Annotated in this window: 25 protein-coding genes and 2 pseudogenes; 15 read left to right on the forward strand and 12 right to left on the reverse strand. The window is 64.4% G+C overall.

Annotated features, from left to right (window positions below; all coding sequences use genetic code 11):
- Window positions 1–385: 385 nt before the first annotated feature.
- Window positions 386–589 (forward strand): hypothetical protein, encoded by a 204-nt coding sequence (locus G7077_RS01800; protein WP_166410229.1) that lies wholly within the window; start codon window positions 386–388, stop codon window positions 587–589.
- 99 nt (window positions 590–688) lie between these two features.
- On the forward strand, window positions 689–1,087 hold the full coding sequence (locus G7077_RS01805) for a hypothetical protein (RefSeq protein ID WP_166410230.1): 399 nt from the start codon (window positions 689–691) through the stop codon (window positions 1,085–1,087).
- Window positions 1,088–1,120: 33 nt separating this feature from the next.
- On the opposite strand, the gene G7077_RS01810 is transcribed toward G7077_RS01805, so the two are convergent.
- Window positions 1,121–1,654, reverse strand: coding sequence for a DJ-1/PfpI/YhbO family deglycase/protease (locus G7077_RS01810; RefSeq protein WP_166410231.1), 534 nt, complete (start codon window positions 1,652–1,654; stop codon window positions 1,121–1,123).
- Between the two features lie 47 nt (window positions 1,655–1,701).
- Here G7077_RS01810 and G7077_RS01815 point away from each other — a divergent pair, with 47 nt between their 5' ends.
- From G7077_RS01815 to G7077_RS01835, 5 genes are read left to right on the forward strand one after another with little or no spacing between them, the layout of a single operon-like run.
- Window positions 1,702–2,736 (forward strand): DNA topoisomerase IB, encoded by a 1,035-nt coding sequence (locus tag G7077_RS01815; protein WP_166410232.1) that lies wholly within the window; start codon window positions 1,702–1,704, stop codon window positions 2,734–2,736.
- Window positions 2,733–3,815 carry a mechanosensitive ion channel family protein gene (locus tag G7077_RS01820; RefSeq protein WP_246167296.1) on the forward strand — a complete coding sequence of 361 codons (1,083 nt, stop codon included), beginning with the start codon at window positions 2,733–2,735 and terminating at the stop codon, window positions 3,813–3,815. Before G7077_RS01815 ends, G7077_RS01820 begins: the two co-directional genes overlap by 4 nt.
- A 43-nt stretch (window positions 3,816–3,858) precedes the next feature.
- Window positions 3,859–4,473 carry a DUF4126 domain-containing protein gene (locus tag G7077_RS01825; protein WP_166410233.1) on the forward strand — a complete coding sequence of 205 codons (615 nt, stop codon included), beginning with the start codon at window positions 3,859–3,861 and terminating at the stop codon, window positions 4,471–4,473.
- Window positions 4,474–4,497: 24 nt separating this feature from the next.
- Complete coding sequence (locus G7077_RS01830) at window positions 4,498–4,788, forward strand: hypothetical protein (protein WP_166410234.1); 291 nt, start codon at window positions 4,498–4,500, stop codon at window positions 4,786–4,788.
- Window positions 4,785–6,179: an MFS transporter gene (locus G7077_RS01835; RefSeq protein ID WP_166410235.1), complete on the forward strand. Its 1,395-nt coding sequence runs from the start codon at window positions 4,785–4,787 to the stop codon at window positions 6,177–6,179. The genes G7077_RS01830 and G7077_RS01835 overlap by 4 nt, the downstream gene beginning before the upstream one ends.
- Window positions 6,180–6,396: 217 nt before the next feature.
- Here the strand turns inward: G7077_RS01835 and G7077_RS01840 are convergent, their stop codons facing one another.
- Window positions 6,397–7,626 carry a polyhydroxyalkanoate depolymerase gene (locus tag G7077_RS01840; protein ID WP_166410236.1) on the reverse strand — a complete coding sequence of 410 codons (1,230 nt, stop codon included), beginning with the start codon at window positions 7,624–7,626 and terminating at the stop codon, window positions 6,397–6,399.
- A gap of 117 nt (window positions 7,627–7,743) precedes the next feature.
- On the opposite strand from G7077_RS01840, the gene G7077_RS01845 reads away from it, so the two are divergent.
- A complete protein-coding gene (locus G7077_RS01845) occupies window positions 7,744–9,513 on the forward strand; it encodes an ABC transporter transmembrane domain-containing protein (protein ID WP_166410237.1) in 1,770 nt (589 codons plus the stop codon).
- Here the strand turns inward: G7077_RS01845 and G7077_RS01850 are convergent.
- On the reverse strand, window positions 9,510–10,142 hold the full coding sequence (locus tag G7077_RS01850; RefSeq protein ID WP_166410238.1) for a hypothetical protein: 633 nt from the start codon (window positions 10,140–10,142) through the stop codon (window positions 9,510–9,512). The two genes, G7077_RS01845 and G7077_RS01850, sit on opposite strands and share 4 nt — an antisense overlap.
- Before the next feature lie 135 nt (window positions 10,143–10,277).
- Between G7077_RS01850 and G7077_RS01855 the strand changes: the two genes are divergently transcribed.
- Window positions 10,278–10,709, forward strand: coding sequence for a hypothetical protein (locus G7077_RS01855; RefSeq protein ID WP_166410239.1), 432 nt, complete (start codon window positions 10,278–10,280; stop codon window positions 10,707–10,709).
- A 115-nt stretch (window positions 10,710–10,824) separates the two neighbouring features.
- Window positions 10,825–12,246, forward strand: a complete 1,422-nt coding sequence (locus G7077_RS01860) for a DEAD/DEAH box helicase (protein ID WP_166410240.1) — start codon at window positions 10,825–10,827, stop codon at window positions 12,244–12,246.
- On the opposite strand, the pseudogene tgt reads toward G7077_RS01860, so the two are convergent.
- A pseudogene (gene tgt, locus G7077_RS01865) lies at window positions 12,209–13,344 on the reverse strand (tRNA guanosine(34) transglycosylase Tgt). The gene G7077_RS01860 and the pseudogene tgt overlap by 38 nt on opposite strands.
- Between tgt and G7077_RS01870 the strand changes: the two are divergent.
- Window positions 13,280–14,182 carry a TSUP family transporter gene (locus tag G7077_RS01870; RefSeq protein WP_246167298.1) on the forward strand — a complete coding sequence of 301 codons (903 nt, stop codon included), beginning with the start codon at window positions 13,280–13,282 and terminating at the stop codon, window positions 14,180–14,182. The pseudogene tgt and the gene G7077_RS01870 overlap by 65 nt on opposite strands.
- 3 nt (window positions 14,183–14,185) lie before the next feature.
- On the opposite strand, the gene G7077_RS01875 is transcribed toward G7077_RS01870, so the two are convergent.
- Window positions 14,186–15,112 carry a 3-keto-disaccharide hydrolase gene (locus tag G7077_RS01875; RefSeq protein WP_166410241.1) on the reverse strand — a complete coding sequence of 309 codons (927 nt, stop codon included), beginning with the start codon at window positions 15,110–15,112 and terminating at the stop codon, window positions 14,186–14,188.
- Between the two features lie 188 nt (window positions 15,113–15,300).
- On the opposite strand from G7077_RS01875, the pseudogene G7077_RS13985 reads away from it, so the two are divergent.
- The 4 genes and pseudogenes from G7077_RS13985 to G7077_RS01890 all read left to right on the forward strand — a co-directional run.
- Window positions 15,301–16,745, forward strand: a pseudogene (locus tag G7077_RS13985) (outer membrane protein assembly factor BamB family protein); the annotation flags it as partial.
- Between the two features lie 3 nt (window positions 16,746–16,748).
- Complete coding sequence (locus tag G7077_RS14645; RefSeq protein ID WP_484592836.1) at window positions 16,749–17,279, forward strand: hypothetical protein; 531 nt, start codon at window positions 16,749–16,751, stop codon at window positions 17,277–17,279.
- Window positions 17,280–17,352: 73 nt separating this feature from the next.
- Window positions 17,353–18,228, forward strand: coding sequence for a glutathione-dependent disulfide-bond oxidoreductase (yghU, locus tag G7077_RS01885; RefSeq protein ID WP_166410242.1), 876 nt, complete (start codon window positions 17,353–17,355; stop codon window positions 18,226–18,228).
- Window positions 18,229–18,270: 42 nt separating this feature from the next.
- Window positions 18,271–19,524 carry a b-glycosidase gene (locus G7077_RS01890; RefSeq protein ID WP_166410243.1) on the forward strand — a complete coding sequence of 418 codons (1,254 nt, stop codon included), beginning with the start codon at window positions 18,271–18,273 and terminating at the stop codon, window positions 19,522–19,524.
- Here the strand turns inward: G7077_RS01890 and queA are convergent.
- From queA to G7077_RS01925, 7 genes are all read right to left on the reverse strand, one after another.
- Window positions 19,521–20,546 carry a tRNA preQ1(34) S-adenosylmethionine ribosyltransferase-isomerase QueA gene (queA, locus tag G7077_RS01895; protein WP_166410244.1) on the reverse strand — a complete coding sequence of 342 codons (1,026 nt, stop codon included), beginning with the start codon at window positions 20,544–20,546 and terminating at the stop codon, window positions 19,521–19,523. The two genes, G7077_RS01890 and queA, sit on opposite strands and share 4 nt — an antisense overlap.
- 9 nt (window positions 20,547–20,555) lie before the next feature.
- The gene (locus G7077_RS01900) at window positions 20,556–21,125 is read right to left on the reverse strand and encodes a peptidylprolyl isomerase (protein WP_166410245.1); all 570 of its coding nucleotides are present in this window, start codon (window positions 21,123–21,125) and stop codon (window positions 20,556–20,558) included.
- A 15-nt stretch (window positions 21,126–21,140) separates the two neighbouring features.
- Window positions 21,141–21,632, reverse strand: a complete 492-nt coding sequence (gene coaD / locus G7077_RS01905; RefSeq protein ID WP_166410246.1) for a pantetheine-phosphate adenylyltransferase — start codon at window positions 21,630–21,632, stop codon at window positions 21,141–21,143.
- Window positions 21,632–22,546: a polyprenyl synthetase family protein gene (locus G7077_RS01910; RefSeq protein ID WP_166410247.1), complete on the reverse strand. Its 915-nt coding sequence runs from the start codon at window positions 22,544–22,546 to the stop codon at window positions 21,632–21,634. Before G7077_RS01910 ends, coaD begins: the two co-directional genes overlap by 1 nt.
- Window positions 22,536–22,781: an exodeoxyribonuclease VII small subunit gene (locus G7077_RS01915; RefSeq protein ID WP_166410248.1), complete on the reverse strand. Its 246-nt coding sequence runs from the start codon at window positions 22,779–22,781 to the stop codon at window positions 22,536–22,538. The genes G7077_RS01910 and G7077_RS01915 overlap by 11 nt, the downstream gene beginning before the upstream one ends.
- 33 nt (window positions 22,782–22,814) lie before the next feature.
- A complete protein-coding gene (locus G7077_RS01920; RefSeq protein ID WP_166410249.1) occupies window positions 22,815–23,519 on the reverse strand; it encodes a DUF1013 domain-containing protein in 705 nt (234 codons plus the stop codon).
- Between the two features lie 98 nt (window positions 23,520–23,617).
- Window positions 23,618–24,238: a glutathione S-transferase family protein gene (locus tag G7077_RS01925; RefSeq protein ID WP_166410250.1), complete on the reverse strand. Its 621-nt coding sequence runs from the start codon at window positions 24,236–24,238 to the stop codon at window positions 23,618–23,620.
- Window positions 24,239–24,291 lie beyond the last annotated feature (53 nt).

Here is a 24,291-nt window from a genome sequence, read left to right on the forward strand (position 1 = left end):
TCTTAAGGATAGGAAACTACCTAGACAAGTAGGAAATGCGTTGGGAAATAACGATTGCCGAGTCGGCTAGACCGAGGATTTTCGCAGTGCACCTTCTTTACGACGTTGAACGTTTTCTCCGCCAGTCCCAGATTGCTCCAACCAGATTCGGCCGCGACGCGATCGGCGATCCTCGGTTCGTTTTCGACCTTCGACGGGGAAGAGAGCCACGCCCGCAGACAGTTAAGCGGGTCCGCGCCTATCTGGAACAAGTGCAATGATGCGCCTTCCGATGTCGCCAGCAGCATCCGCGCTGTTGCGTGCTCTGCTGAACCGGGCGCAAGTCGGACGTGATAGGATTCTGCTTACCGACTGGCGTTCAACGGATTGGCAATCATTAACGTTAATGGGGGAGCGGCACGTCGTCAGCCTACGCGTCCCTGGGCCCGAAGCGCCGGCGGTAGTCGCACGGCTGACGGACGGAATCGAAGAAGCGGAATTCACCATCCCCGGTCAGATCGTTGCCGACATCGCGCTTACGGGTGCACCGCAGGCTCGCAACGACGGTTCGATCGAAGTCTCGCTCGAGGCACTGACGATTGGCGATTGATTAGCCGAGTGAGCGGCGAAGGTCGGCAAGCGCATCGTACAAGGCTTGCGAAGCATCGGGCGGGGATACTGGGAGGGTCTCCCGCCTGCCCTGCTGCAAATGCCTATCGATACGCAATTTGAGCTCACCGGCGGTTGGCATGGGAGGCGCGGCGAACAACTGAACGACGCGGGAATTGGGCTCTACGGCCGCAAGGACATCGTCGAGTATCAGCTCGTCCGCGGCTGGAATCACCATCATCTCTGCGGTCAGCAGCAATTCCTCCGGCCTATCCTCCGACCAGCCGGCATCCACGAGGTCGAATGGCCGCAATGGAAGTTTGTCGTTTCGAAGCGAAGCAAGTGCCCGATAGGCAAGGCCCCAATCACCAATGCGGCTGTTCCAGAGACAGCGAGCGGCGCTCCGCCGATCCAGCCGGCAATTGCGACCGCAGCCGACAGCCAGGCGGCGGCGATCCAATCAAGGGTGATCTCAATCGTTGTCGCCGTGCCCATCTGAGCGACGCTACGACAATAATCGTTACGAGGCGGTTTAGCTGGCCAGCAATTCCGCCAGGGCTTGCGTGAATTCAGGAACGTCGTCCGGCTTGCGGCTGGTCACGATGTTTTCATCCACAACCACAGCTTCGTCGACCACGGTGGCACCGGCATTACGCACATCCGTGGCGATCGAGGGCCAGCATGCGGCCCGCCGTCCGCGAAGAAGGTCGGCCTCCACCAGCAGCCATGGCCCGTGACAGATTGCAGCCACCGGCTTCCCCGCCGCCGCAAACGCCCTGATCAACTCAATCGCCGCGGCATTGGTTCGAAGCGCATCCGGGTTGATCACCCCGCCCGGCAGCACCAGCGCATCGAACTCGTCCGCCCGTGCGTCGGCGACCAGCAGGTCGGGCCGGATCGTTCGGCCCGGATCATCGCGCACCGTGGCCTGAATGGGGCTTCTCCCCGGCGCTGCAAGCTTCACTTCGGCGCCCATGCCAAGCAGGATTTCGCGTGGGCCGAACAGCTCCGACTCCTCGGAACCGTCCGTCGCCATGATCAGGATGCGCTTGCCCTTCAACGTCATTTGTTCCTCGCACCGGAACCGCGCACCCGGCGGCTCATTCTCTCAACATGCTACGCCATTCCAGCGACGCCGAGCCCGGCATCACCCGCAAACGCCAAGGCCGCTACTGGGCCTATTTCGATGCGGAAGGCAATCGCATCACCGATCGCGACGAAATTGATCGGTTGAACGCCGTCGGTTTGCCCCCCGCCTATGAAAACGCCTGGTTCTGCGCTGACCCGGACGGACACTTGCAGGCGACGGGTGTCGATGCCCGCGGCCGCAAGCAATATCGCTACCACGTCAATTTTCGCGAGGCGCAGGACGCCGTCAAATATGAAGGGCTGCTGGAGTTCGGCAAGGCACTGCCCAAGCTTCGCAAGAAGGTTGAGCAGGATCTCAAACGCCGCAAGCTGGACCGCGACAATGTGCTCGCCGCCGTCGTTCGCCTCCTCGACACGGAGCACATCCGCATCGGGAACGAGCAATATGCAAAGTCGAACAAAAGCTACGGCGCAACGACGCTTCGCAATCGGCATCTCAAGCGCAAGGGAAGCAGCCTCGCCATGCGCTTCACCGGCAAGCATGGCATCGTGCATGAGGTGAAGATCACCGACGGCAATCTGAAACGCATCGTCAAGCGCTGCCAGGAACTGCCCGGCCAGATGCTGTTCCAGTGCCTGGATGACGGCGGTGAGGCGCGGCCGATCACCTCCGGCGACGTGAACGCTTACATCAAGGAAGCGACCGGTGGCGACTTCACGGCCAAGCATTTCCGTACTTGGGGCGCCAGCGTGATCGCGCTTGAGCAGTTGCTGAGAAAGGCGGACGACGCGCGCATCACGGTGAAGACGGTGGTCGAGCCTGTGGCCGAAGCACTCGGCAACACCCCGGCGATCAGCCGCAAGTCCTATGTCCACCCGCAACTGCTCGATGCGGTCAAGAATGATGCCCGCGACCCGCTGAACGGCATGGACCGGCCCCGCGGCCGCAAGTGGCTGTCGTCGGCCGAGGTCGGACTGCTCGAGTTCCTGGCCCGGGGCGGGAAGCGGAGCCGCAAACGCAAGGCAGCCGAAGCACCGGGAACCGCTGAGGCAGCTTGATCGCTTCGCCGTCGCTTGCCATGCCCGCGTCGATGAAGCGGCTCGACAAAATGCTCGGTTGGTTTGCGGCGAACCTGGATGCCTTGCTGCTGGGGGCGATCGTTGCCGCGGTGCTGGTCGCGATCATGCTCGTCCTACGGCAAGTGGGTCGCCGGATCACGGCGCGCGATCCTCATTGTACAAGTTGGAAGTCGGTAATCGGCCGGGTGCTCGCCAAGACCAGCCTCGGCTTTATGGTGGTCGCGGCGCTGGAGATCGTCGCCAATTACGCCGAGCCGCCGGCGAAGATCGGCAGGCTGTTCGAGATCGCCTTCGTGGTCGCAGCCTCGCTTCAAGGCGCCGTTTGGGGCCGCGAGCTCGTCATTGGGCTGATCTCTCGCAAGGTCGCGGAGGACAATGGCGGCGGCACCATCGGCAACGCGATGGCGATCATCCGCGTGCTGGTCAGCGTCGCACTGTTTGCGATCGCGATCATTCTGATCCTCCAGAACCTGGGCGTGAACGTAACTGCGCTGGTGGCCGGTCTCGGTATTGGCGGCATTGCCATCGGCCTTGCGGCGCAAGGCATCTTCTCCGACCTGTTCGCCGCCTTGGCCATCCTGTTCGACAAGCCGTTCCGCCGCGGCGATACGATCCGCTACGACAACAGCACCGGCACGGTAGAGCGCATCGGCCTGAAGACCACGAGGCTTCGCGCGCTCACCGGCGAACAGCTAATCATGGCCAACACCAAGCTTCTGGAACGCGAGATCCACAACCTTGCGCAGGCGGAGTCGCGGCGCATGACCGTGTTGTTCGCCGTTGCGGCAACCGGCAGCGACAAGCTCGACACCATCGCCGACCTCGCCTCGCAGGCCGTTCGCGACAACAAGGACTGCCGGCTGGTCCGCTGCACGCTGACCGGCATCGGCTCCGGCGCGTTCGGCCACGAGCTCGTGTATGACGACCGATCCGGCGACAACGACCGTATCGCGCGAAACAGGTCGGACATCATTCGCTCCCTGATGACCAGGCTGGAGGCCGCGGGAATGGAACTGCAGCGGGCGTCCGACATCCAGCCGCCGCTGGCTCCGTTCTGAAGCCGCAATGAACCTCGCTCACCGTTCCGCGCGTTAGGCTGCCGTGGACGCCGTTCAGCTCATCGCCCTTGCTTCGTCGGCCAGCCTGCTGGCAGGATGGCGGCTTTACCTCGTCACCTTCGTGGTCGGGCTGGGCATGAAGCTCGGCTGGATCGACCTTCCCGAGCGGCTCGCGGGGCTCGACGTGCTTGCGAACAACTGGCTGATCGGCATTGCCGCTGCCGGCGCGGTCGCTGAGTTCTTCGCCGACAAGGTGGCCTGGGTCGATAGCGCCTGGGACGCGGTCCACAGCATTATCCGGCCGCTCGGCGGCGCCCTGCTGTCGCTTGCAATCGTCGATTCCGGAGATCCCACGTGGCAGGTTGCAAGCTTCCTGCTCGGCGGCGGCGCGGCGCTGATGTCGCACGCCGGCAAGGCCGGCGCCCGAGCGATGGTGAATGCCAGCCCGGAGCCTTTCTCGAACATCCTTGTGTCGACCGCGGAGGACGTCGCCACGGGCGGGTTGCTGGCGCTTGCCATTGCAAATCCTGTCGCAGCCGCGCTGATTGCCCTTATCCTCGTCATCCTTTCGCTGTGGCTGGTGCTCACCGCCCGCCGCGTCTTGAAGCGCCTGCTCCGCGGACCGGTGCGGCAACCCGGGGGCACACCAAAGCATTAAGCCGGCAAAACAGGAGGAATGACCATGCCCGTTTCCAGTCTCACGCTTGTTGAACGGATCGCCCGCGTGCTTGCCGGCCGCGCGCTCAGCAGCAATGCGGAGGGCGATGATCCTTCGGCGGGCCCCAGTGTCGACGAGGAATGGCACAACCATGTGGACGACGCGCTGTCGATCCTCCGCACCCTTCGCGAGCCCGACCAGGTAATGGCAGCGGCAGGCGATGCGGACATGTGGGAACGGATGGTTGAGGCCGCACTGAACGTGGAGCGCGCCGCCGGTACGCCCAAGCCGGTCAACAGCGACCCCGTCGATTGAGCCCTCGCGACGGGGCACCGCCGGGGGTTCGGAGCGATCCCCGCTGGACCCTGTTCGCCTGTGTGCTCGCCTCCGGCCTGTCCTTCGTGGAAGGCTCGGTCCTGTCGGTCGCCCTGCCGGCGATCCGCGACAGCTATAGCGCTGGTGCGCAGGACGTGCAGTGGGTGATGAACGCCTATCTGCTGCCCCTGTCGGCCTTGTTGTTGCTGGGCGGCGCGCTCGGGGATCATTTCGGCCGCAAGCGCTTGCTGCTTGTGGGCACCAGCATCTTTGCGCTGACCTCGGTCGTATGCGCACTCGCGCCAAGCTTGCCGGTGCTGCTTGCCGCCCGCGCCGCGCAAGGCGTCGGCGCCGCATTGCTGCTGCCCAACAGCCTGGCCTTGCTCAACGCCGCCTATCAAGGTGAGAAGCGCGGACGCGCCGTCGGCATCTGGGCTGCAGCCGGCGCCGGAGCCGCCGCCATCGCACCGCTGATCGGCGGGTGGCTGGTCGGCTCGGTCGGATGGCCGGCCATCTTCTATATCAACTTGCCGCTTGCGCTCGGCGCTATCCTGCTTGCCGCTCGGTATGTGTCCGAAAGCCACGAGAAAGGCGCCGGCCGCACCGACTATCCGGGTGCCTTAGTAGCAACGGCCGGTCTCGGCGGCCTCACCTATGGTTTGACCCTCTGGTCGGCGACCCGCCAGTTCGGGACCAGCGCGATCCTCGCGATTGCCGCCGGCCTGCTCCTCGGAGCCATCTTCCTATGGGCCGAGCACCGCCGTGGAGAACGGGCGATGATGCCGCTCACCCTGTTCGAGAACCGCTGCTTTTCCGGGCTGAACCTGCTGACCTTCTTCCTCTACGGCGCATTCGGCGCGGCCATGCTGCTCATTCCTTATGTGCTGATCACCAGCGGAGGTTATTCGCCGGTGCAGGCAGGGCTTGCCATGTTGCCGCTGCCCGTCTTGATGACGTCACTGTCGCCAACCATGGGCGGCTTGGCCGCGCGGCTCGGACCGCGCCTACCGCTCAGCATCGGCCCTGCCGTGGTCGCCGCAGGCATGCTGCTGGCCCTGCGCGTCGGCGAAGACGCAAGCTACTGGCCTAGTGTCTTTCCGATGATCCTGGTCATGGCGATCGGCATGACGATCGCCGTGGCGCCCCTCACCTCCTCCGTGCTCGGATCCGTGGAGGAACAGCATGTCGCCATGGCATCGGGTTTCAACAGCGCGGTCGCCCGCACCGGCGGACTGATCGCCACAGCCTTGCTCGGCGCGGTGCTTGCGAGTGAAGGCTCGGCCTTGTTCGGCGGCTTCCACATGGCGATGTTCGCGGCTGCAATCACGTGCGCCGCGGCCAGCGCTGTCGCGCTTACCATGCTCGATGGGCTGAAGCGGAAGGCAGCATAGAAAATCGAAAGGCCGCCCGGGTCGCCCCGAACGGCCTTTCCATTGTCTAGCCAAGGCGGCCTGACGTTACGCGCGGACCCCCGCGGAGGCTGCGCTCACGATTTCGACCGCATGCGGCATTTGACAATGAGACATCAGACCACCTCCTTTCAGCTGTTGAAAACTGATTGAGAGATGGGAATTTCGCGCGACCATTCAAGAGGTTAACGAACAAACCTCAATCGTGCTTGGCAATGAATTCCTCGAGCACCGGCGCGATCCGCTCGCGCCACTTGCGACCGTTGAAGATGCCGTAATGGCCGACATCCTCCGCAAGGAAATACTCCTTCTTGGTCGCGGACAATTTGCTCGCGATCTTCAGCGCAGCCTTGGTTTGCCCAATGCCGGAGATGTCGTCCCGTTCGCCTTCGATCGCCAGCAGCGCCGTGTCCCGGATTGCGGCCGGGTCGACCAGCCGCCCACGATGCTTGAACTCGCCCTTGGGCAGGGCCTGCCGCTGAAACACGAGGTCGATGGTCTGTAGGTAGAATTCCTCCGTCATGTCGCAGACGGCGCGATACTCGTCATAGAATTTCTGGGTCGACGCCGCGCTCTCCTCGTCCCCCTCGACCAGATGCCTGAACATCTCCCAATGGCTGATGAGGTGGGAGCCGAGGTTCATGGTCATGAAGCCCGCAAGCTGCAGGAAACCCGGATAAACCTTCCGTCCCGCGCCCGGATAGCTCATCGGAACCGTCGCGATGACGTTGTTCTTGAACCAACTCTGAGGCCGCTCGGTCGCAAGCGTGTTCACCGCCGTCGGTGCCTCCCGCGTGTCGATGGGGCCGCCCATCATGGTGAGGCTCTTGGGTCGCCACGCGTCCTTGTCGGCATTCATCAGGGCCGTTGCCGCATAGGCCGGCACTGCCGGCTGACAGACGGCAAGGACGTGCGCGCGCTCGCCCGTTTCGGCGCCGATCGCATGCAGGAACTCGATCAGGTAATCGATATAGTCGTCGAGATCGAACCTTCCCGCCTCTTGCGGCACCAGCTTCGCATCGGCCCAGTCGGTGATGTAGACGTCGTGCTTCGGAAGCAGCCGCGCCACCGTACCGCGCAAAAGGGTTGCATAGTGGCCGGACATCGGAGCGACGATCATCAGCGGCGGGCCGCCTTGAACGTCCTCTCTGGCGAAATGCTTCAGCGAGCCGAACGGCTTTTCGAGGAGATACTCCTCGCGCACCGCGACGTCCTTGCGGCCGACGCGCACGGTCTTGATCCCGAACTCCGGTTTACCGCGCGACGCGGCAACATGGGCGAACATGTCGAGGCTCGCTGCCACCAGCGGGCTCATCGAATTGTAACTCATGGGGTTGGCAGGATTTTGGAGCCAATCCGCTCCCATCCCCGCCAATTTGCTCGCTCCGGCAAGCCAGGAGCGCTGCACTTCATATGCGTCGTAAAGCAATTCGCGTTACCCTTCCCCGTCCTAACCGATGTGGCCGCGAATGGCTCCGCTTGCAAGCGCGTGCCCTTGCGACACCCAGATTGAGACGGTGCCGCGGCGCTGCTACGGCGCCGCCCAATGGCCCGAAACACATCCCGCGCGACCGGCCGGTCGCTCTCCAGCCTCGCGATGATCTGGAGCTTCACCCGCCGCTATCCGGGCCAGATCCTGGTAGCGGCCCTTGCTTTGCTGGTGGCTGCCGCGGCAACGTCCGGAATTCCGATCGCCTTCAAGCTGATCATCGACAAGGGCTTCGGAGAAGGCGGCGCTCCGTCCGACCTGTCCCGCTGGTTCCATTATCTGTTGCTGCTGGTGGCGGTCATGGCGGTCGCGACCGCCGTTCGCTTCTACTTCGTGACCCTACTGGGCGAGCGGACCGTCGCCGACATCCGCCGCGCTGTTCACCGCAACCTGCTGCGCCTGTCCCCTGCCTTCTTCGAGGAGAACAGCCCGGCGGAGATCACGTCGCGGATCACCGTCGATACCACCATCATCGAACAGGTGGTCGGCACCACCGCGTCCGTTGCGCTGCGCAACGTCATCCTGGCGATCAGCTGCACCGGCATCATGTTCTACCTGGCGCCGAAGCTCGCCGGGATGATGCTGCTGGTCATCCCCCTGATCATCGGTCCCGTATCGCTGCTGGGCCGGCGCGTCCGCACATTGTCGACCCGCACGCAGGACCGTGTCGCCGACGTCGGCAGCATCACCAGCGAAGTGCTTCGGGCGATGAAGATCGTTCAGGCCTTCGGGCAGGAGGAGCGCGAAAGCCAGCGCTTCAGCGCCGCCGTCGGAGCGGTTTACGCGACGGCTAAGAAGCGGATCCTGCTGCGCTCCGTCCTGACCGCCACCGCCATCCTGCTGATGCTCGGCGCGATCGTGCTCGTCATCTGGCAGGGCGCCGTCGACGTCGCTGCGGGGCGCATGACCGGCGGTACGATCGGCGCCTTTGTCCTGTGCGGCGGCCTTCTCGGCGGCGCATTCGGCGCATTGTCGGAAGTGTTCGGCGACTTACTGCGCGCCGCCGGCGCGTCTGACCGGCTCAACGAACTTCTGACCGCCGAGCCCGACATCCGTGCACCCGCAACGCCGACCCCGCTGCCGGCCCATGCGACCGGCGCTTTGGCGTTCGACCATGTGACGTTCCGCTATCCAACCCGGCCCGACGTCTCGGCACTCACCGATTTCTCGCTTGCGGTGAAGCCACGCGAACGTCTCGCGGTGGTGGGCCCCTCGGGAGCAGGCAAGACGACGCTCTTCCAACTGGCACAACGCTTCTACGATCCGCACTCGGGCCGCGTGTTGCTGGACGGCGTGGACCTGCGCAATGCCGATCCAGCGGACATTCGTGAGCGGTTAGCGATCGTACCGCAGGAGACGGTAATCTTCGCCGCCTCCGCACGGGACAACCTCCGCTACGGCAATTGGGGCGCCAGCGACGATCAGCTTTGGGCGGCCGCGCGCGACGCCAATGCGGAGGAGTTCCTGCGCGGGCTCCCCGACGGCCTCGATACCTTCATGGGTGAAGGCGGTGCCAGGCTGTCGGGTGGCCAGCGTCAACGGCTGGCGATCGCCCGAGCGTTACTTCGCGACGCACCGCTGCTGTTGCTTGATGAGGCGACCTCGGCCTTGGATGCGGAGAGCGAACGGCTGGTTCAGGACGCCCTTGACCGACTGATGGCCGACCGCACAACCATCGTCATCGCGCACCGGTTGGCGACCGTCCGAGCGGCCGACCGGATCATCGTCATGGATGAAGGACGCATTGCCGAAGAAGGCAACCATTCCGAATTGATCGCTGCGGGCGGGCTGTACGCCCGCCTCGCCCGTTTGCAGTTCGACGCTTAGGCGTTCGCTCCGCCGTCGTTGCCGGTGTTTCCGGCTCCGCCGGTCTTGCCGCGGCCGCGCCCACCACCGGTCGAGCGCGTGCTCTTGCGGGCCGTTGTGGACCGGCTCTTCGTCGCCCGTGCTGGCTTGGCGTCGCCACTCGCGGCTGCAGACCGGCTTGCGCCAGTGGCCGCGGCCGACTTGGCACGGCTCGCCGCGGGCTTCTTCGCTGCCGTCTTGGCGCGGGTGCCCGACTTCGCCGACGAAGCAGGGCTCGACTTGGAACGCGAACGGCTTCCGCTGCCGGCAGACGTTGTGGTCGTGCTTGATGCGCCCGACGACGAGGAGCCTTCATCGCCACCAAAGCGCCCGGACAACACCCGCTGCGCCGCATCGGCGACCGCTTCGGCAATCAGCGAGCCCAGCTTGGTCGCACTCGAAACGGCAGCGGTTGCTGCATTACTAGCGCTGTCGGCAGCATCGAGGCCCGCATCACGAATTTTGCGACGGGCGGCGGGGCTGGCGCTGATTGCCGCCGCGGCGGCGGCGAGGCCCGCCGCCAGCATTTCACGGCTGAGCGCGACCTTTGCCAGCTTGTCGACCGTGCTTTCGCTCGACGTGGAAGAATTCTTGCTGTCGGATTTGGCCATCTGATCCTCCCTGTTTCGAGGTAGAAGACACTTCAAAGCCGTAACGGTTCCGTATCGCCTTACTGCCGCCAAGCTCGCGAAGCGTGCAAAAGGGTTCAGCGATTGTTCAACGCGTTGGAGCAAACCGCAACTGCAATGTTTCCGGGGCTAACTTCCGCTTCCATCCTGCTTGCCTGGCTGCCGGCCATGTTCGGCCTTGCCGGACCGGGTGAACCGACGGTCACCCGGATGATCGTTCAGGAACAGCTGATCATCAAGATTCCGGTGCGCCCACAACCGATCCGACGCCCGCTCGTGTGGGAAGAGCATAAGGGACCCAAATGCATCAACACCGGCCAGATCAGGGGGGCGGTTCTCGCTGGCACAACGGCGGTCGACTTCGCGCTCAATGGCGGCGGAAGGGTCCGCGCGAAGCTCGATGACGATTGTCCCGCGCTGGATTTCTACAATGGCTTCTACTTGAAGCCGGAGGATGAGCGCATCTGCGCCGACCGCGACTCCATCCACTCGCGCATGGGCGGCAGTTGCCAGATCGATACATTCCGGAGCCTCAGCCCTAAAGGCTGAATGCCGCATTTCTTGACTTATCCGCCCTTCGCGGTCTAGCGCCTCAAGGCGCAGCGGCAGCGTCCTTTAAGAAGACGCCCGCCTCTCTCTTCAACCCTGCTTTGTTGGACACTGGATGTCGTTCGCCGACCTCGGCCTTTCCCCCGAATTGATGCGCGCAGTCGGCGAAAGCGGCTACGACACCCCGACCCCGATCCAGAAGGGGGCGATCCCCTCCGTGCTGATGGGCAAGGACCTCATCGGCATTGCCCAGACCGGTACCGGCAAGACCGCGGCCTTCGTGCTGCCGATGATAGATATCCTGGGCGAAGGCCGAAGCCGCGCTCGAATGCCGCGCTCGCTGATCCTCGAGCCGACCCGTGAGCTGGCCGTTCAGGTGTCGGAGAATTTCGAGAAGTACGGAAAGTATCACAAGCTCTCCATGGCGCTGCTGATTGGCGGCGTTCAGATGGGCGATCAGGTCAAGGCGCTCGAAAAGGGCGTGGATGTCCTCATCGCCACGCCCGGCCGCCTCAAGGACCTGTTCGAACGCGGCAAGATCCTGCTGACCGGTTGCGAGCTTCTCGTCATCGACGAAGCCGACCGCATGCTCGACATGGGCTTCATCCCGGACATCGAGGAAATCTGCTCCAAGCTCCCCAAGTCGCGGCAGACGTTGCTGTTCTCGGCGACCATGCCGCCGCCGATCCAGAAGCTCGGCGCCAAGTTCCTCACCGACCCCAAGCGCATCGAAGTCGCTCGTCCGGCAACCGCCAACGTCAACATCGAACAACGGCTGATCATCACCCGCGCGGACAAGAAGCGCGACGTTCTTCGCGACGTGTTGCGGCATGAAGAAGTGAAGAACGCGATCATCTTCTCCAACCGCAAGACGACGGTTCGCGACTTGGCGGCCAGCCTGAAGCGGTCGGGTTTCGCGGTTGGTCAGATCCACGGCGACATGGAGCAGAAGGACCGGCTTGCCGAATTCGATCGCTTCAAGAAGGACGAAATCAACATCCTCGTCGCGTCGGACGTCGCCGCACGCGGATTGGACGTCAAAGGGGTCAGCCACGTCGTCAACTTCGACGTGCCGTGGCAGCCCGACGACTACATCCATCGCATCGGCCGCACCGGGCGAGCAGGCGCGCAGGGCATCGCGATCACCCTTGCGACCAAGGAAGATGCGGAGGCGGTCGCAAACATTGAGAAGCTGACCGGAATCAAGATCCCGCGTCCCGAAGCCGCACCGCAGGCCGATGCCGAGGAACCGGCAGCCGAGCCTAAAGAAGCGCGCAAGAAGGCGGCCCACAAGGCTGAGCCGCGCAAGACCCAGGCGCGCAAGCCGAAGTCGCGTGAGAATGAGCGACGGAACGATGAGGCGCCAAGCGCACCTAAGCCGCGCCGTGATCGCGAGGAGGATGTTTCTTCGCAGCCTGCCTCCGGGCGCTCGCCGATCGTCGAAGACATCGCCCCGAGTGGAACGGGCCGGTGCCTTCGTTCCTGTCGTTCGGCGCGCTCTAGACCTCGGCCTTGCCGCTTCGGTAGCGGCTTCTGAAAGCATCCGCGAAGGCTTGTAGCCGCTGTTCGGCGATCGCATCGCGCAGCCCTTGCATCAACCGTTGGTAGAACCAAAGGTTGTGCTGGGTCATCAGCATGGCGCCAAGGATCTCGCCCGACCTGACGAGATGATGCACATAGGCCCGCTCGAACGTGGTGCAGGCGGGGCACGGGCATCCCGGCTCGATCGGCTCCTGATCCTCGGCAAACCTGGCGTTGCGAAGGTTGAGCGGCCCGTTCGCGGTAAACGCCTGCCCCGTCCGGCCGGAGCGCGTTGGAAGCACGCAGTCGAACATGTCGATCCCGCGTTCCACGGCGCCAACGATGTCGTCCGGCTTGCCGACTCCCATGAGGTAGCGCGGCTTGTCGCGCGGGAGTTGTTCAGGCGCGAAGTCGAGGCAGGCGAACATCGCCTCCTGCCCTTCGCCCACCGCAAGACCACCGACCGCGTAACCGTCGAAGCCGATCTCGATTAGTCCGTCCGCAGACGCCTTCCGCAACCCTTCGTCCAGCGCACCCTGCTGAATTCCAAATAGCGCCGCACGCTCCGCATGCTCGCCGCCCTTTTCGAACTCCTCGCGCGAGCGTTTCGCCCATCGGATCGATCGCTCCATGGCGCCGACCTGTTCCTCACGCAAAGACGTGGTCGGAACCAGCTGATCGAACTGCATCACGATGTCCGACCCGAGTAGCCGTTGGATTTCGATCGAGCGTTCCGGCGACAGCATGTGCTTGCTTCCGTCCAGATGACTCTTGAACGAGACCCCCTGCTCCGTGACCTTGGACAGCTCGGACAGGCTCATCACCTGGTAACCCCCGCTGTCCGTCAGGATCGGCCGGTCCCAGCCCATGAACCGATGCAGTCCGCCAAGCTTTGCCACCCGTTCGGCCGAAGGGCGAAGCATCAGGTGATAGGTGTTGCCGAGGATGATGTCGGCGCCTGCCGCTCGCACCTCTTCTGGCCGCATCGCCTTTACGGTCGCCGCGGTGCCCACCGGCATGAAGGCGGGGTCCGGATCTCCCCACGATTCATGACAATGGTACCGGTGCGCGCGCGTCCGTCGCTCGCGCTGATGTTGAAGGAAAAGCGGGTCACGCGAGCCCCCTACCCGTTCGTGTCGCGCGAAGTCGAGACGCGCCCCCTCGACTTCGCCGGGGACGAACGGCATTGCAGAAGGATGCTGGAACCTTGGCTTTACCCAGTCCTCACTGCCGTCGCCTTTTGCACCGGCTTTATCGACGCGATTGCCGGCGGCGGCGGATTGATCATGGTCCCGGCCTTGCTGTTCGCGGGCATTCCGCCGCTGCACGCGCTCGGCACCAACAAGGCGCAATCCATGTGCGGGACGGCCGTAGCTTGCGCCAATTATGCTCGCTCGGGCCTGTTCAGCTGGCGCGAGCATCGCTGGACGGTCGCGCTGGTGTTTGTCGGTGCGGCGGCCGGCGTGCTCGTCGTTCAGGCGATCGGCAGCCAGAGCATGGGACTCGTCATCCCGATCCTGCTGATGGCCGTCGCGCTCTACGTGCTGCTGAGCCCGCGCATGACCGACGAAGACGCGCAGGAGCGGATCGGCGACACGGCATACAAGCCGCTGGCCGGTGCGATCGGCTTCTACGACGGCTTCTTCGGGCCGGGCACCGGAAGCTTCTTCACCTCCAGCCTTGTCGGCCTTCGCGGCATGGGCCTGACCCGCGCCACCGCGCTCACCAAATTGTTCAACCTCACGAGCAATGTCGCCAGCGTCATCGTCTTCGCCATCGGCGGCAAGATCCTGTGCTTGCTCAGCCTCTGCATGGCGCTTGGCGCGATGGCCGGCGGCTGGGCGGGCAGCCACAGCGCCATGCGCTTCGGTGCCCGCCTGATCCGTCCGCTGCTGGTAATCCTCTCGCTCGGGCTGACCGCCCGCCTGCTGTGGGGTTATTTCAGCGGCTGATTGTCACTCAGCGACGACCTTCGGCAGCTCGCTGATCGGTTCGACGATGATGTTGCGGAACATGGTTTCCGCGCCTTCGGACTGAAGCTGGATTCGCCCGCGGGTCAGCGGCGTGCGGCGGCCATTCTTCAGGTTCACCGTCGACAGCCGAGTGACGATCATGACCGGCTCACCATTGACAACATGCACCGCCTTGTCGCCGACGACATAAAGGTCGAGCTTGTTCCACTCGCCAACCGGCTTCTCGGCGTCCTTGGCGCCCTCGATGTTCCAGGCGGGGGTCTTCACCTCCATCGGCTTGCCGCCGAGCATGAAGCGCCGCTTCGGATAGATGATGCTTGGGTCATGCCCAGCCTCGGCAGTAGCGCTCGCATCTTCACCGACGCGGACCACCATGCCCGTCGAGCCCTTCATGATCTCGAACTCGATCGAGCGCATCCACGTCCCGAACACGGCGCCATGCGGTCCGCTGGAATGATAAAGGAGGCCGTTATTTTCCGGCAGATCGAGCCGCGGTGCGTGGCGCTTGCCGGTCCAGCGGAAATCCAGGCTAAGATGATAGTTGCCGATCACGCGCTTGTGGACCAGGCTGCCCCAGGTCTTGCCGTCGACGAACAGCACCGGCCCGCCGTCCGCCTGAATGACCTTGAAGGTCGTGCCCTTGCCGTGGGCGCCGAGCGGCTTCACCTTGGGCGCGGTATAGGTGAGCGACGGGTCCGCGTAACCGAGCCATGCTTCCCAGTCGTTCAGGTCCTTGCCGTTGAACAACGGGTATGCGGGTCCGGTCGCCTTTGGCAGGCTTTCGATCTTCAACTTCTGCTTCTTGTACGGCGGGTCGTTGGCAATCGCCGCCGCCTCGGCCGCTGTGATCTTCTCTTCCGGTGCAACCGCTACAGCCGCAGCCGTAAGCGCCAACGCTACTGACAACATCTTCGGTTCCCCGTCCACTCTCGCAAAAGCTGTGCGTGCGGCTAGTAATGAGCGCGGAGGGGGATGTCTGTATGCTTTATCGCCATGGCCGCTTGACCTCGGACCGGCTTGCGACGGCAGCACTCGGTCTCTCCGCTCTGGCGCTGGTCGCGGCCGCCGGCGCGGCGCCGCCGGCGACGGACTGGCCCATGTACGGGGGCAGTTCGACCGGCGACCGCTACTCCCCGCTGGATCAGATCAACCGCGCCAACGTCTCGCAGTTGCGCGAGGCTTGGCGCTTCGACACTGGTCCTGGCGGGCTTCAGACCTCGCCCTTGATGATCGATGGCGTGCTGTACGCCGTCACACCAAAGCAGGATGTCATCGCGCTTGACGCTGCTACGGGTAAGCCGCTCTGGACCTGGGACGCGCCGGAGGATGGCGAGCAGCCGGTCCGCGGCCTCACCATGTGGGCAGAAGACGGCGGTCGGCGGCTGTTCACCAGCAACGGTTTCTACCTGGTCGCGCTCGACCCCGCGACCGGCAAGCTCGCCGCCGACTTCGGCGAGAAAGGACGCATCGACCTTCGCGAGGGCCTCGGCCGCGATCCCGCGGACATCGCTGCCTTCCTCACCAGCCCCGGCGTGATCTACGGCGATCAGATCATCACTGGTTTCCGCACCTGGGAAGGCCATCCGGGCGCGCCCGGCGCCGTCCGCTCCTACGATGTGCGCATCGGCAAGCTTCGATGGAAGTTCAACCTCATCCCTCAGCCGGGCGAAGCAGGCCAGGACACCTGGCCGAAGGACGCCTGGAAGACGGCCGGCGCTGCGAACAGCTGGCCCGGAATGGTCGTCGATCAGCAGCGCGGGATCGTCTTCGTACCCACGGGCTCGCCGGTCGACGATTTCTACGGCGGCGACCGCACCGGCGACAATCTCTACTCGGACTCCTTGGTCGCGCTGGATGCCCGCACCGGCAAGTATCTGTGGCATTTCCAGGCCGTCCATCATGACATCCTGGACCGTGACTTCCCCTCGCCGCCCGTGCTGGTCACCGTCCAGCATGGCGGAATGCGCATCGACGCCGTTGCGCAGACAAGCAAGCAGGGTTTCCTCTTCCTGCTCGACCGGGTGACCGGCAAACCGCTCTGGCCCGTCGTCGAGAAGCCGGTCCCGCAGTCGACCGTGCCGGGTGAAGTCACCTCCCCACTCAGCCGCACGCGCTCAAGCCCGCGCCTTACGCGCGCCAGTGGCTGACCGAGGACATGCTGACCCGGCGGACGCCCGAAGCGCATGCCGCCGTCCTCGCCGAGTTTCGGAAGATGCGCAGCGGCGGTCCGTTCATGCCCTTCACTGTCGGTCAGGACACGATCGTTTTCCCCGGCTTCGACGGTGCGGCCGAATGGGGTGGCCCGGCCGTCGATCGCGCGAGCAACATCATCTACATCAACAGTAACGAGATGGCTTGGAAGGCGTCGCTCGCCGAGAACAAGCCGGAGGGCAGCGCCGGTCAGCAGCTTTACACCGAGCGTTGCGCCAGCTGCCACGGCGAGACCCGCGAAGGCTCGCCGCCACAATTCCCTAGACTGCTCGATGTTCACAAGCGGCTTACGGACGCGCAGATCACCCGCGTCATTCACGCCGGCAAAGGCCGCATGCCGGGATCCCGGCAGATCAAAGGCGAACCGCTCAAGGCTCTGCTTGCCTTCCTGCACGACGATCCCGGCGAGCAGAAAGAAGCGGTCGGCAAGGCGGCGCCGCGCAATCCTTACCGCTTCACCGGCTACCGCCGCTGGTTCGATCCCGACGGCTACCCGGCTATCGCGCCGCCCTGGGGCACGCTCAACGCCATCGACCTCGACACCGGCGATTACGTCTGGCGCATTCCCTTCGGCGAATATCCGGAGCTTGCCGATAAGACGACCGGCTCCGAAAACTACGGCGGCCCGATCGTCACCGCGGGTGGCCTCCTGATCATCGGCGCCACCAACTACGACCGAAAGATCCGCGCCTTCGACATCCGCACCGGCAAGCTCTTGTGGCAGCACGTCATGCCCTACAGCGGCAATGCGACGCCGATCACCTACGTGGCTAACGGCAAGCAATATGTGGTCATCGCCACCAGCGGATCGCGCAACCCGAAAGGGCCGCAAGGCTCCGCTTACGTCGCCTTCGCCTTGCCCTGAAAATCTTCGCCCACCCTCTGGAAAGGTTGCAAGCCGCCACCCAATTGTTCCGCACCCATAAGGAGCAAGGCGAATGAGCGACGGCAACGACTACGTACCCCCGAAGGTCTGGACCTGGGACGCGCCCAGCGGCGGGCAGTTTGCCAACATCAACCGGCCGATCGCCGGCCCAACCCATGACAAGGACCTTCCGGTCGGCAAGCACCCCTTCCAACTCTACTCGCTCGCCACGCCCAATGGGCAGAAGGTCTCGATCATGTTCGAGGAACTGCTCGAACGTGGGATCAGCGAGGCGGATTATGACGCCTGGCTGATCAACATCGGCGAAGGCGACCAGTTCGGAAGCGGCTTCGTCGACGTGAACCCCAATTCCAAGATCCCCGCCCTCCTCGACCGCAGCGGACCCGAGCCGCAGCGTGTCTTCGAATCCGGCTCTATCCTCGTCTACCTCGCCGAAAAGTTCGGCGCCTTCCTGCCCGCCTCCGGCCCGGCGCGCACCGAGACCCTCAACTGGCTGTTCTGGCAGATGGGCAGCGCGCCTTTCCTCGGCGGCGGCTTCGGCCACTTCTTCGCCTATGCACCCGTGAAGATCGAATATGCGATCAACCGCTATGCGATGGAGGCGAAGCGCCAGCTCGACGTCCTCAACCGCCAGCTCGCCGACCACGAATTCGTCGCTGGTTCCGACTATAGCATTGCCGACATGGCGATCTGGCCGTGGTATGGGCAGCTCGCGCTCGGCAAGACTTACGCCGGTGCGGACGAGTTTCTGTCGACCCATGAATATGAGCATCTGAACCGCTGGGCGAAGCAGCTCATGGAACGTCCCGGCGTGAAGCGTGGCCGCATCGTCAACAAGGTCAACGGCGAACCGCACGAGCAACTGCGCGAACGGCATAGCGCTTCCGACTTCGACACCGTCCCCGCCCCGCAATTGGATCCGGCTTAGTAATGGCGGACCTTACCGCGGTGCCCGTGCGTAGTGGGGCGCATGGGCACCGAGGGCATCTTCCCGACATTTTTCCTGTCCGGCTTCGAATGTTCCAGCTTCGACTGGGGCAAGGAGGGCCGCCGCAACGTCACCGCCGAGCTCCGCCACGACGTCCACGCCGACGAGGATTATGCCATGCTCCCGTCGCTCGGCATCGCCGTCGCCCGGGAAGGGATCGCCTGGCCCTTCGTCGACAAGGGCAATGGCGATTATGACTTCAGCAGCATCGATCCGTTTCTCGCCGCTCAGCGCCGCCACAACGTCCTGCCGATCTGGGACTTGTGCCACTACGGCTATCCGTCCGACCTCGACCCTTGGAGCGACACTTTCGTGCAGCGCTTCGCCGCTTACGCCCGCGCCGCCGCGCGCCACGTCGCCGAGCATGCGCACCACGGACCCTTGTGCTTCACGCCGATCAACGAGCCGACCTTCTGGGGCTATATGGGCGGCGAATGGGGCTGGTGCGCACCGTTCGGTAAGACCGCCGACGACCGCCGACGCTGGACGCTTCAGCTTGCCAAGGCGGACATTGCGGCGGTCAAGGCGATCCGCGCCGACTTCCCCGATGCCCGCTTTGTCCACATCGATCCTTTGATCTGGGTCGTCCCGCCCCGCAATCGGCCGGACTGGGCGGAAGCCGCAAACCGCGAGGCGTACGAAGACGCCTATATCGCTTGGGACGTGATCAGCGGCCTCAAGCACCCGGAGCTTGGCGGAAGCATGGAGATCATCGATATCTTGGGCTTCAACAACTACAGCTTCGGCCAGATGGAATATGCCGGCGGCGGCAAGCCCAACAATCCGCTGCAGCCCGGAGACGACCGTATCCGCTCCGTCTGCGACCTCGTTACCGAAGCCTGGGCCAAGTACAAGCGCCCCTCGATCATCGCCGAGACCTCGGGGCTCCACGGCGGCCGTGCCCAATGGCTCGACGACATCACTTGCGAATGCCTTGCCGCCGTCAACAAGGGCGTCGATCTCCACGGCATCTGCCTCTTCCCCGCCGTCGACATGCAGGACTGGCACAGCGGCGAATGGCTGCACATGGGGATCGCCGACGTCGAGCAACTCCCAAGCGGCGCCCTGATGCGCAAGCCGTTCATGCCCTACGTCGACATGCTTCACCAATGGCAGAAGAAGCTCAACCGGGTACAGAGGCTCGATAGCGACCCGTTCGACAAAGTCGTCGATCTGGAGGACATTCGGAAGGCGGCCCGGGAGCTGAGCCCACAGCCTGACGTGCAGTGGAACTAGGGCAGCAGCAGGCTTGAATCCCCATAGGAGTAAAAGCGGTAGCTGCTCGCAATCGCATGCGTGTAGGCCGACTGGATCACCTCCAGCCCCACTAAAGCGCTGACCAGCATGAACAGGGTCGAGCGGGGCAGGTGGAAGTTGGTCATCAGCCCATCCACGGCCTTGAAGCGATAGCCGGGCGTGATGAAGATGGCGGTGTCGCCTTCGAACGGCTGCACCTGCCCGTCCTCGCTCGCGGCGCTTTCCAGCAGGCGAAGGCTGGTGGTACCGACCGCGATCAGCCGTCCACCTGTCGCCCGCGCGGCGTTCAGCCGGTCGGCCGTCGCCGCATCGATCCGGCCCCACTCGGCATGCATCTTGTGGTCGGCGGTGTCCTCCGCCTTCACCGGCAGAAAGGTGCCCGCGCCGACGTGAAGCGTCAGCGTTTCGGTGAGGACGCCGCGCTCTTCCAAAGCCGCAAGCAACTCCGGCGTAAAATGAAGTGCCGCGGTCGGCGCGGCGACCGCGCCCTCATCCTTCGCGAACATCGTCTGATAATCGCTGAGGTCCTGCGCATCCGTTCCACGCTTCGACGCGATGTAGGGCGGCAGCGGCATCCGCCCTGCCCGCTCCAGCATCAACTCGACCGGCTCCTCGCCCTCGAAGTGCAGCAGGAAAGCGCCCTGCTCGTCGCGCTCCGACGCCGTCGCGGACACGTCAGCCGAAAAGTCGATCCGGTCACCAACCTTCAGCCGTTTGGCATTGCGGACGAACGCCCACCAGTCGCGCGGGCCCGCCCGCTTGTGCAGCGTAGCCCCGATCTTCGCCTCGCCCCTGCGGCCTTCCAGCTGCGCCGGAATGACCTTGGTGTCGTTGAACACCAGCACATCGCCCGTCCGGAGCAGCGTCGGCAAGTCTCGCACAACATGGTCGGACAGCGCACCGCCAGCGACCTTCAGCAACCGCGCACTGTCCCGCGGCCGCGCGGGGCGAAGCGCGATCAGCTCTGATGGCAGTTCGAAATCGAAGAGATCGACGCGCATGCGCGCGCCTTAGGCGCCGAGCGTCGCCTTGACGATCTTGGTCGGCACTTCCGGCGGCTCACCCACGGCGATTGCGTCCACCGCGTCCATGCCGCTGATCACACGGCCGAACACCGTATACTTTCCCCACAGCTGCATGTTGGGAGAGAACATGATGAAGAACTGGCTGTTGGCGCTGTCCGGGCTTTCGGAGCGCGCCATGGCAGCCGTACCGCGCATGTAGGGCATTTCGCTGAACTCGGCCTTCAAGTCGGGCAGCTCCGACCCTCCAGTGCCGTTGCCCTTGGGATCGCCGCCCTGCGCCATGAACCCGGGGATCACGCGATGGAACGGCAAGCCGTCGTAGAAACCGCGGCGGACCAAAGTCTTGATACGCTCGACATGGCCGGGCGCTACATCGGGACGCAGCTGGATGACGACCGATTTGCCGTTGTCGAGCGCCAGGGTCAGCCGGTTCGAAAGGTCTGCCGCGACCTCGGCCGGCGGCAAGACGGCGGGCTTCGGCAAGCTTTGCGCAACCGCGGCGCTCGTCAGCGCCAGCGACGACAAGGATAATGCGAACAAGGTCTTACGAAACATTCCCAACTCCGATTGTCAGCGCTTGGCAAGGTGGCGAGCGACATCGGCGGCCACTGCCGGCGTCACGAACTTGCCGATATCGCCCCCATAACGCGCGATTTCTTTCACCAGCCTTGACGCGATCGGCTGCAACGACACGTCCGCCATCAAGAAGACGGTCTCCACCCGGTCGTTCAGCTGCTGGTTCATGCCCGCCATCTGGAATTCATACTCGAAGTCCGCGACGGCGCGCAGGCCGCGAAGGATCAGCGACGCTCCCTGGGCCTCGGCGAAATCCATCAGCAGCGAATTGAACTCGACCACTTCGACATTGCCGCCAATGACATCGGCCTCGCGCCGGACCATCGCCAGCCGCTCCTCCAGCGAGAACATCGGCTCCTTGGACGGGTTAGTGGTCACCCCGATCACAAGCTTGTCAACCAGGTTTGCGCCACGGCGAATGATGTCGATGTGACCCAGCGTTACCGGGTCGAACGTACCGGGGTACACGCCGATGCGGCTGACCATCAGCGGTCCCTTTCGATCGCGAAACGGGCGATGGCGCGCAGCAGGTCGGCCTCGCTTCCATGGTCCGACAGATGCTCGCAGGCCTGCTCGACCAGCAGTTCCGCCTGTTGCCGCGCCCGGTCGGCGCCAAGCAGCGAAACGAACGTCGCCTTGCCCGCGTCTTCGTCCTTGCCCAGCCTCTTGCCCGCCGCTTCCTCGTCGCCCTGATGGTCGATCAGGTCGTCGGCGATCTGAAAGGCCAGCCCCACGTTGCGGGCATAGCCGCGGTAAGGCGTCCGCGCCTCGGGATGCAGGCGGTTGAGGATGCAGGCCGCCTCGACCGAATATTCGATCAGCGCGCCGGTCTTGAGCTGCTGCAGCCGCGCGATCTCCGGCATGCCGAGCTCCCGCCCCTCGGCCTCGAGGTCGAGCATCTGCCCGCCCGCCATCCCGGCCGGACCCGCGGCCCGCGCGAGCTCCAGAGTCAGTTCGGCCCGGACGTTCGGATCCTCATGGCTTTCGGGATCGGCGACGATCTCGAATGCCAGGGCATGGAGGCTGTCGCCGGCCAGCACGGCGACCGCTTCGCCAAACGCCTTGTGCACCGTCGGCTTGCCGCGGCGCAGGTCGTCATCATCCATGCACGGCAGATCGTCGTGGATCAGCGAATAGACGTGGATTGCCTCGATGGCGCAGCCCACCCGAAGCGCGCGCTGCCGCTGGATCGCGAACATGTTGCCTGCGGCCACGGTCAGCAGGGGCCGGAGCCTTTTGCCGCCGCCGATCGCCGCATGACGCATGGCTTCGAACAGGGGCTCGCGCGCGTCACCGGTAACCGGCAGCAGGTCGGCGAAAAAGGCGTCGACGTCCGCCGCGACCCGACTCGCTTCCCGCTCGAGGCGGGTGCTTGGGTTGTCGACGACTTCAGTCGGCATCGAAGGGCTTCAGGCCCTTAGGGCTTCCGTCGCCGGCGAAGGCAATCTGCTCGATCCGCGCCTGCGCATCCTTGAGCCGTGCCTCGCAATGACGCTTCAGCCGGTCGCCTTCCTGGTAAAGCTCGATCGACTTGTCGAGCGGCGCCTCGCCGCGCTCCAGCAGCCGCACGATCTCCTCGAGCCGGGCAAGCGCCGCCTCGAAGCTCAATTCACCCGTCTGTTGCTGCTCGTCCATCCGTCAGCTTCTTGCGACCGGGAAGCCGCTGAATCAAGAAGCCGGCGTGTTCTTGAACGGGTCGCGGATGCCGGGGAAGATTTCGTCGGCCAGATTCTCCTGGTCGGCATTGGCAAGCGCGGCCTCCGCGTCGCGGACATGCTGCTCACGCTCAGCGCGAAGCTGCTCGATCAGCGCGGCGCGGTCGCCTTCCAGCCGTTCGTCGGTCTGCGCGGTGGTGCCCGCCGCCTTCTGTGCCTTGGCGATCGCCGCATCCAGCTCACGCTGCGACGTCAGGCCAAGCGTCACCGGATCCTTCGGCGTGATGTTCGCCATGTTCCAGTGGCTGCGGTCGCGGATCGCGGCGATGGTGGTGCGGGTGGTGCCGATTAGCTTGCCGATCTGCCCATCGGTCACTTCCGGATGGTTGCGGATGATCCAGGCGATTCCGTCCGGCTTGTCCTGCCGCTTGCTGACCGGCGTGTAACGAGGCCCCTTGGTGCGGCGAACCGGGTCCGGCTCCTTGTGCATCTGCAGCTTATAATCGGGGTTGGTCTGACCCTTTTCGATTTCCTCGTGGGTCAGCTCGCCGGCGCGGATCGGGTCGCGGCCCGTCAGCTTGGTCGCGGCGGTATCGTCGGCGATGGCCTGAACTTCCAGGATGTGAAGGCCGCAGAATTCGGCGATCTGCTCGAAAGTCAGCGAGGTTTCCTCGACCAGCCAGGACGCGGTCGCATGGGGCATAAGGGGCTGGGCCACGGGGCATCTCCAGTGAATACAAATGAATAGGGCCGCCCCTTGCGGAGCGGCCGTCACCCTGTTCGCTTAGTCCGACCGTCGCCGGAGGGCAAGAATGTTCACGCCTTAATCGCGACGTGCCCCGAAAGGCTCTGCACCCGCCCAACCCAGCGAAACACGGACGGGTAGCGCCCGAGGTCGAACCCGCCTTCCCCGGCCACGTGGGTGTAGGCGAGCAGGGCAATGTCGGCGAGGGTGAAGCGTCCGGCCGCGAACCAGTCGTTGGCGGAAAGATGCTCGTCCATGACCGCTAGCGCGTCCTCGCCCGCCTTGCGCTTGGCCGGAAGCATGTCGCGCTGGGCCTCGCTCAGCTTGTCCTCGCCAACGAACGCCAGCCAGAAGCGCAAGGTCGCGATGTTCGGCTCATGGCTATACTGCTCGAAGGACATCCAGCGCAGCATGTCGGCATGGTCGAACCGCTCGGTTGGGATCAGGTCGGTGCCATGCGCCAGGTAGACGCAGGCGGCATTGCTTTCCGGCAGGAAGCGATCGCCGATCTGCAGCACCGGTATGCGGCCGTTGGCGTTGACGTTGCGAAGGAAGTCGGGCGTCCGCGTCTCGCCCTTGATGATGTCATATTCGCGGCGTTCCAGCGGCGTACCGACATGCGCGGCAGTCAGCCGGATCTTGTAGCAATTTCCCGACTGGGAATATTCGTGAAGGATCAGATTCTCGGTCACTGCGGCTCTGCATTGTCGCCGCCAAGGCGTGCCACAAACCCTGCCGGTTTGCT

Source organism: Sphingomonas piscis (assembly GCF_011300455.1).
Classification (GTDB): Bacteria; Pseudomonadota; Alphaproteobacteria; order Sphingomonadales; family Sphingomonadaceae; genus Sphingomicrobium; species Sphingomicrobium piscis.

Bases quoted from the DNA above. Each gene is read 5' to 3' on its own strand.
- G7077_RS01800 (WP_166410229.1), top strand. From the start codon at position 386: ATGGGGGAGCGGCACGTCGTCAGCCTACGCGTCCCTGGGCCCGAAGCG.
- G7077_RS01805 (WP_166410230.1), top strand. From the start codon at position 689: ATGCCTATCGATACGCAATTTGAGCTCACCGGCGGTTGGCATGGGAGG.
- G7077_RS01810 (WP_166410231.1), bottom strand. From the start codon at position 1,654: ATGACGTTGAAGGGCAAGCGCATCCTGATCATGGCGACGGACGGTTCC.
- G7077_RS01815 (WP_166410232.1), top strand. From the start codon at position 1,702: ATGCTACGCCATTCCAGCGACGCCGAGCCCGGCATCACCCGCAAACGC.
- G7077_RS01830 (WP_166410234.1), top strand. From the start codon at position 4,498: ATGCCCGTTTCCAGTCTCACGCTTGTTGAACGGATCGCCCGCGTGCTT.
- G7077_RS01845 (WP_166410237.1), top strand. From the start codon at position 7,744: ATGGCCCGAAACACATCCCGCGCGACCGGCCGGTCGCTCTCCAGCCTC.
- G7077_RS01850 (WP_166410238.1), bottom strand. From the start codon at position 10,142: ATGGCCAAATCCGACAGCAAGAATTCTTCCACGTCGAGCGAAAGCACG.
- G7077_RS01855 (WP_166410239.1), top strand. From the start codon at position 10,278: ATGTTTCCGGGGCTAACTTCCGCTTCCATCCTGCTTGCCTGGCTGCCG.
- G7077_RS01860 (WP_166410240.1), top strand. From the start codon at position 10,825: ATGTCGTTCGCCGACCTCGGCCTTTCCCCCGAATTGATGCGCGCAGTC.
- G7077_RS01870 (WP_246167298.1), top strand. From the start codon at position 13,280: ATGACAATGGTACCGGTGCGCGCGCGTCCGTCGCTCGCGCTGATGTTG.
- G7077_RS01875 (WP_166410241.1), bottom strand. From the start codon at position 15,112: ATGTTGTCAGTAGCGTTGGCGCTTACGGCTGCGGCTGTAGCGGTTGCA.
- G7077_RS14645 (WP_484592836.1), top strand. From the start codon at position 16,749: ATGCCGGGATCCCGGCAGATCAAAGGCGAACCGCTCAAGGCTCTGCTT.
- yghU (WP_166410242.1), top strand. From the start codon at position 17,353: ATGAGCGACGGCAACGACTACGTACCCCCGAAGGTCTGGACCTGGGAC.
- G7077_RS01890 (WP_166410243.1), top strand. From the start codon at position 18,271: ATGGGCACCGAGGGCATCTTCCCGACATTTTTCCTGTCCGGCTTCGAA.
- queA (WP_166410244.1), bottom strand. From the start codon at position 20,546: ATGCGCGTCGATCTCTTCGATTTCGAACTGCCATCAGAGCTGATCGCG.
- G7077_RS01900 (WP_166410245.1), bottom strand. From the start codon at position 21,125: ATGTTTCGTAAGACCTTGTTCGCATTATCCTTGTCGTCGCTGGCGCTG.
- coaD (WP_166410246.1), bottom strand. From the start codon at position 21,632: ATGGTCAGCCGCATCGGCGTGTACCCCGGTACGTTCGACCCGGTAACG.
- G7077_RS01910 (WP_166410247.1), bottom strand. From the start codon at position 22,546: ATGCCGACTGAAGTCGTCGACAACCCAAGCACCCGCCTCGAGCGGGAA.
- G7077_RS01915 (WP_166410248.1), bottom strand. From the start codon at position 22,781: ATGGACGAGCAGCAACAGACGGGTGAATTGAGCTTCGAGGCGGCGCTT.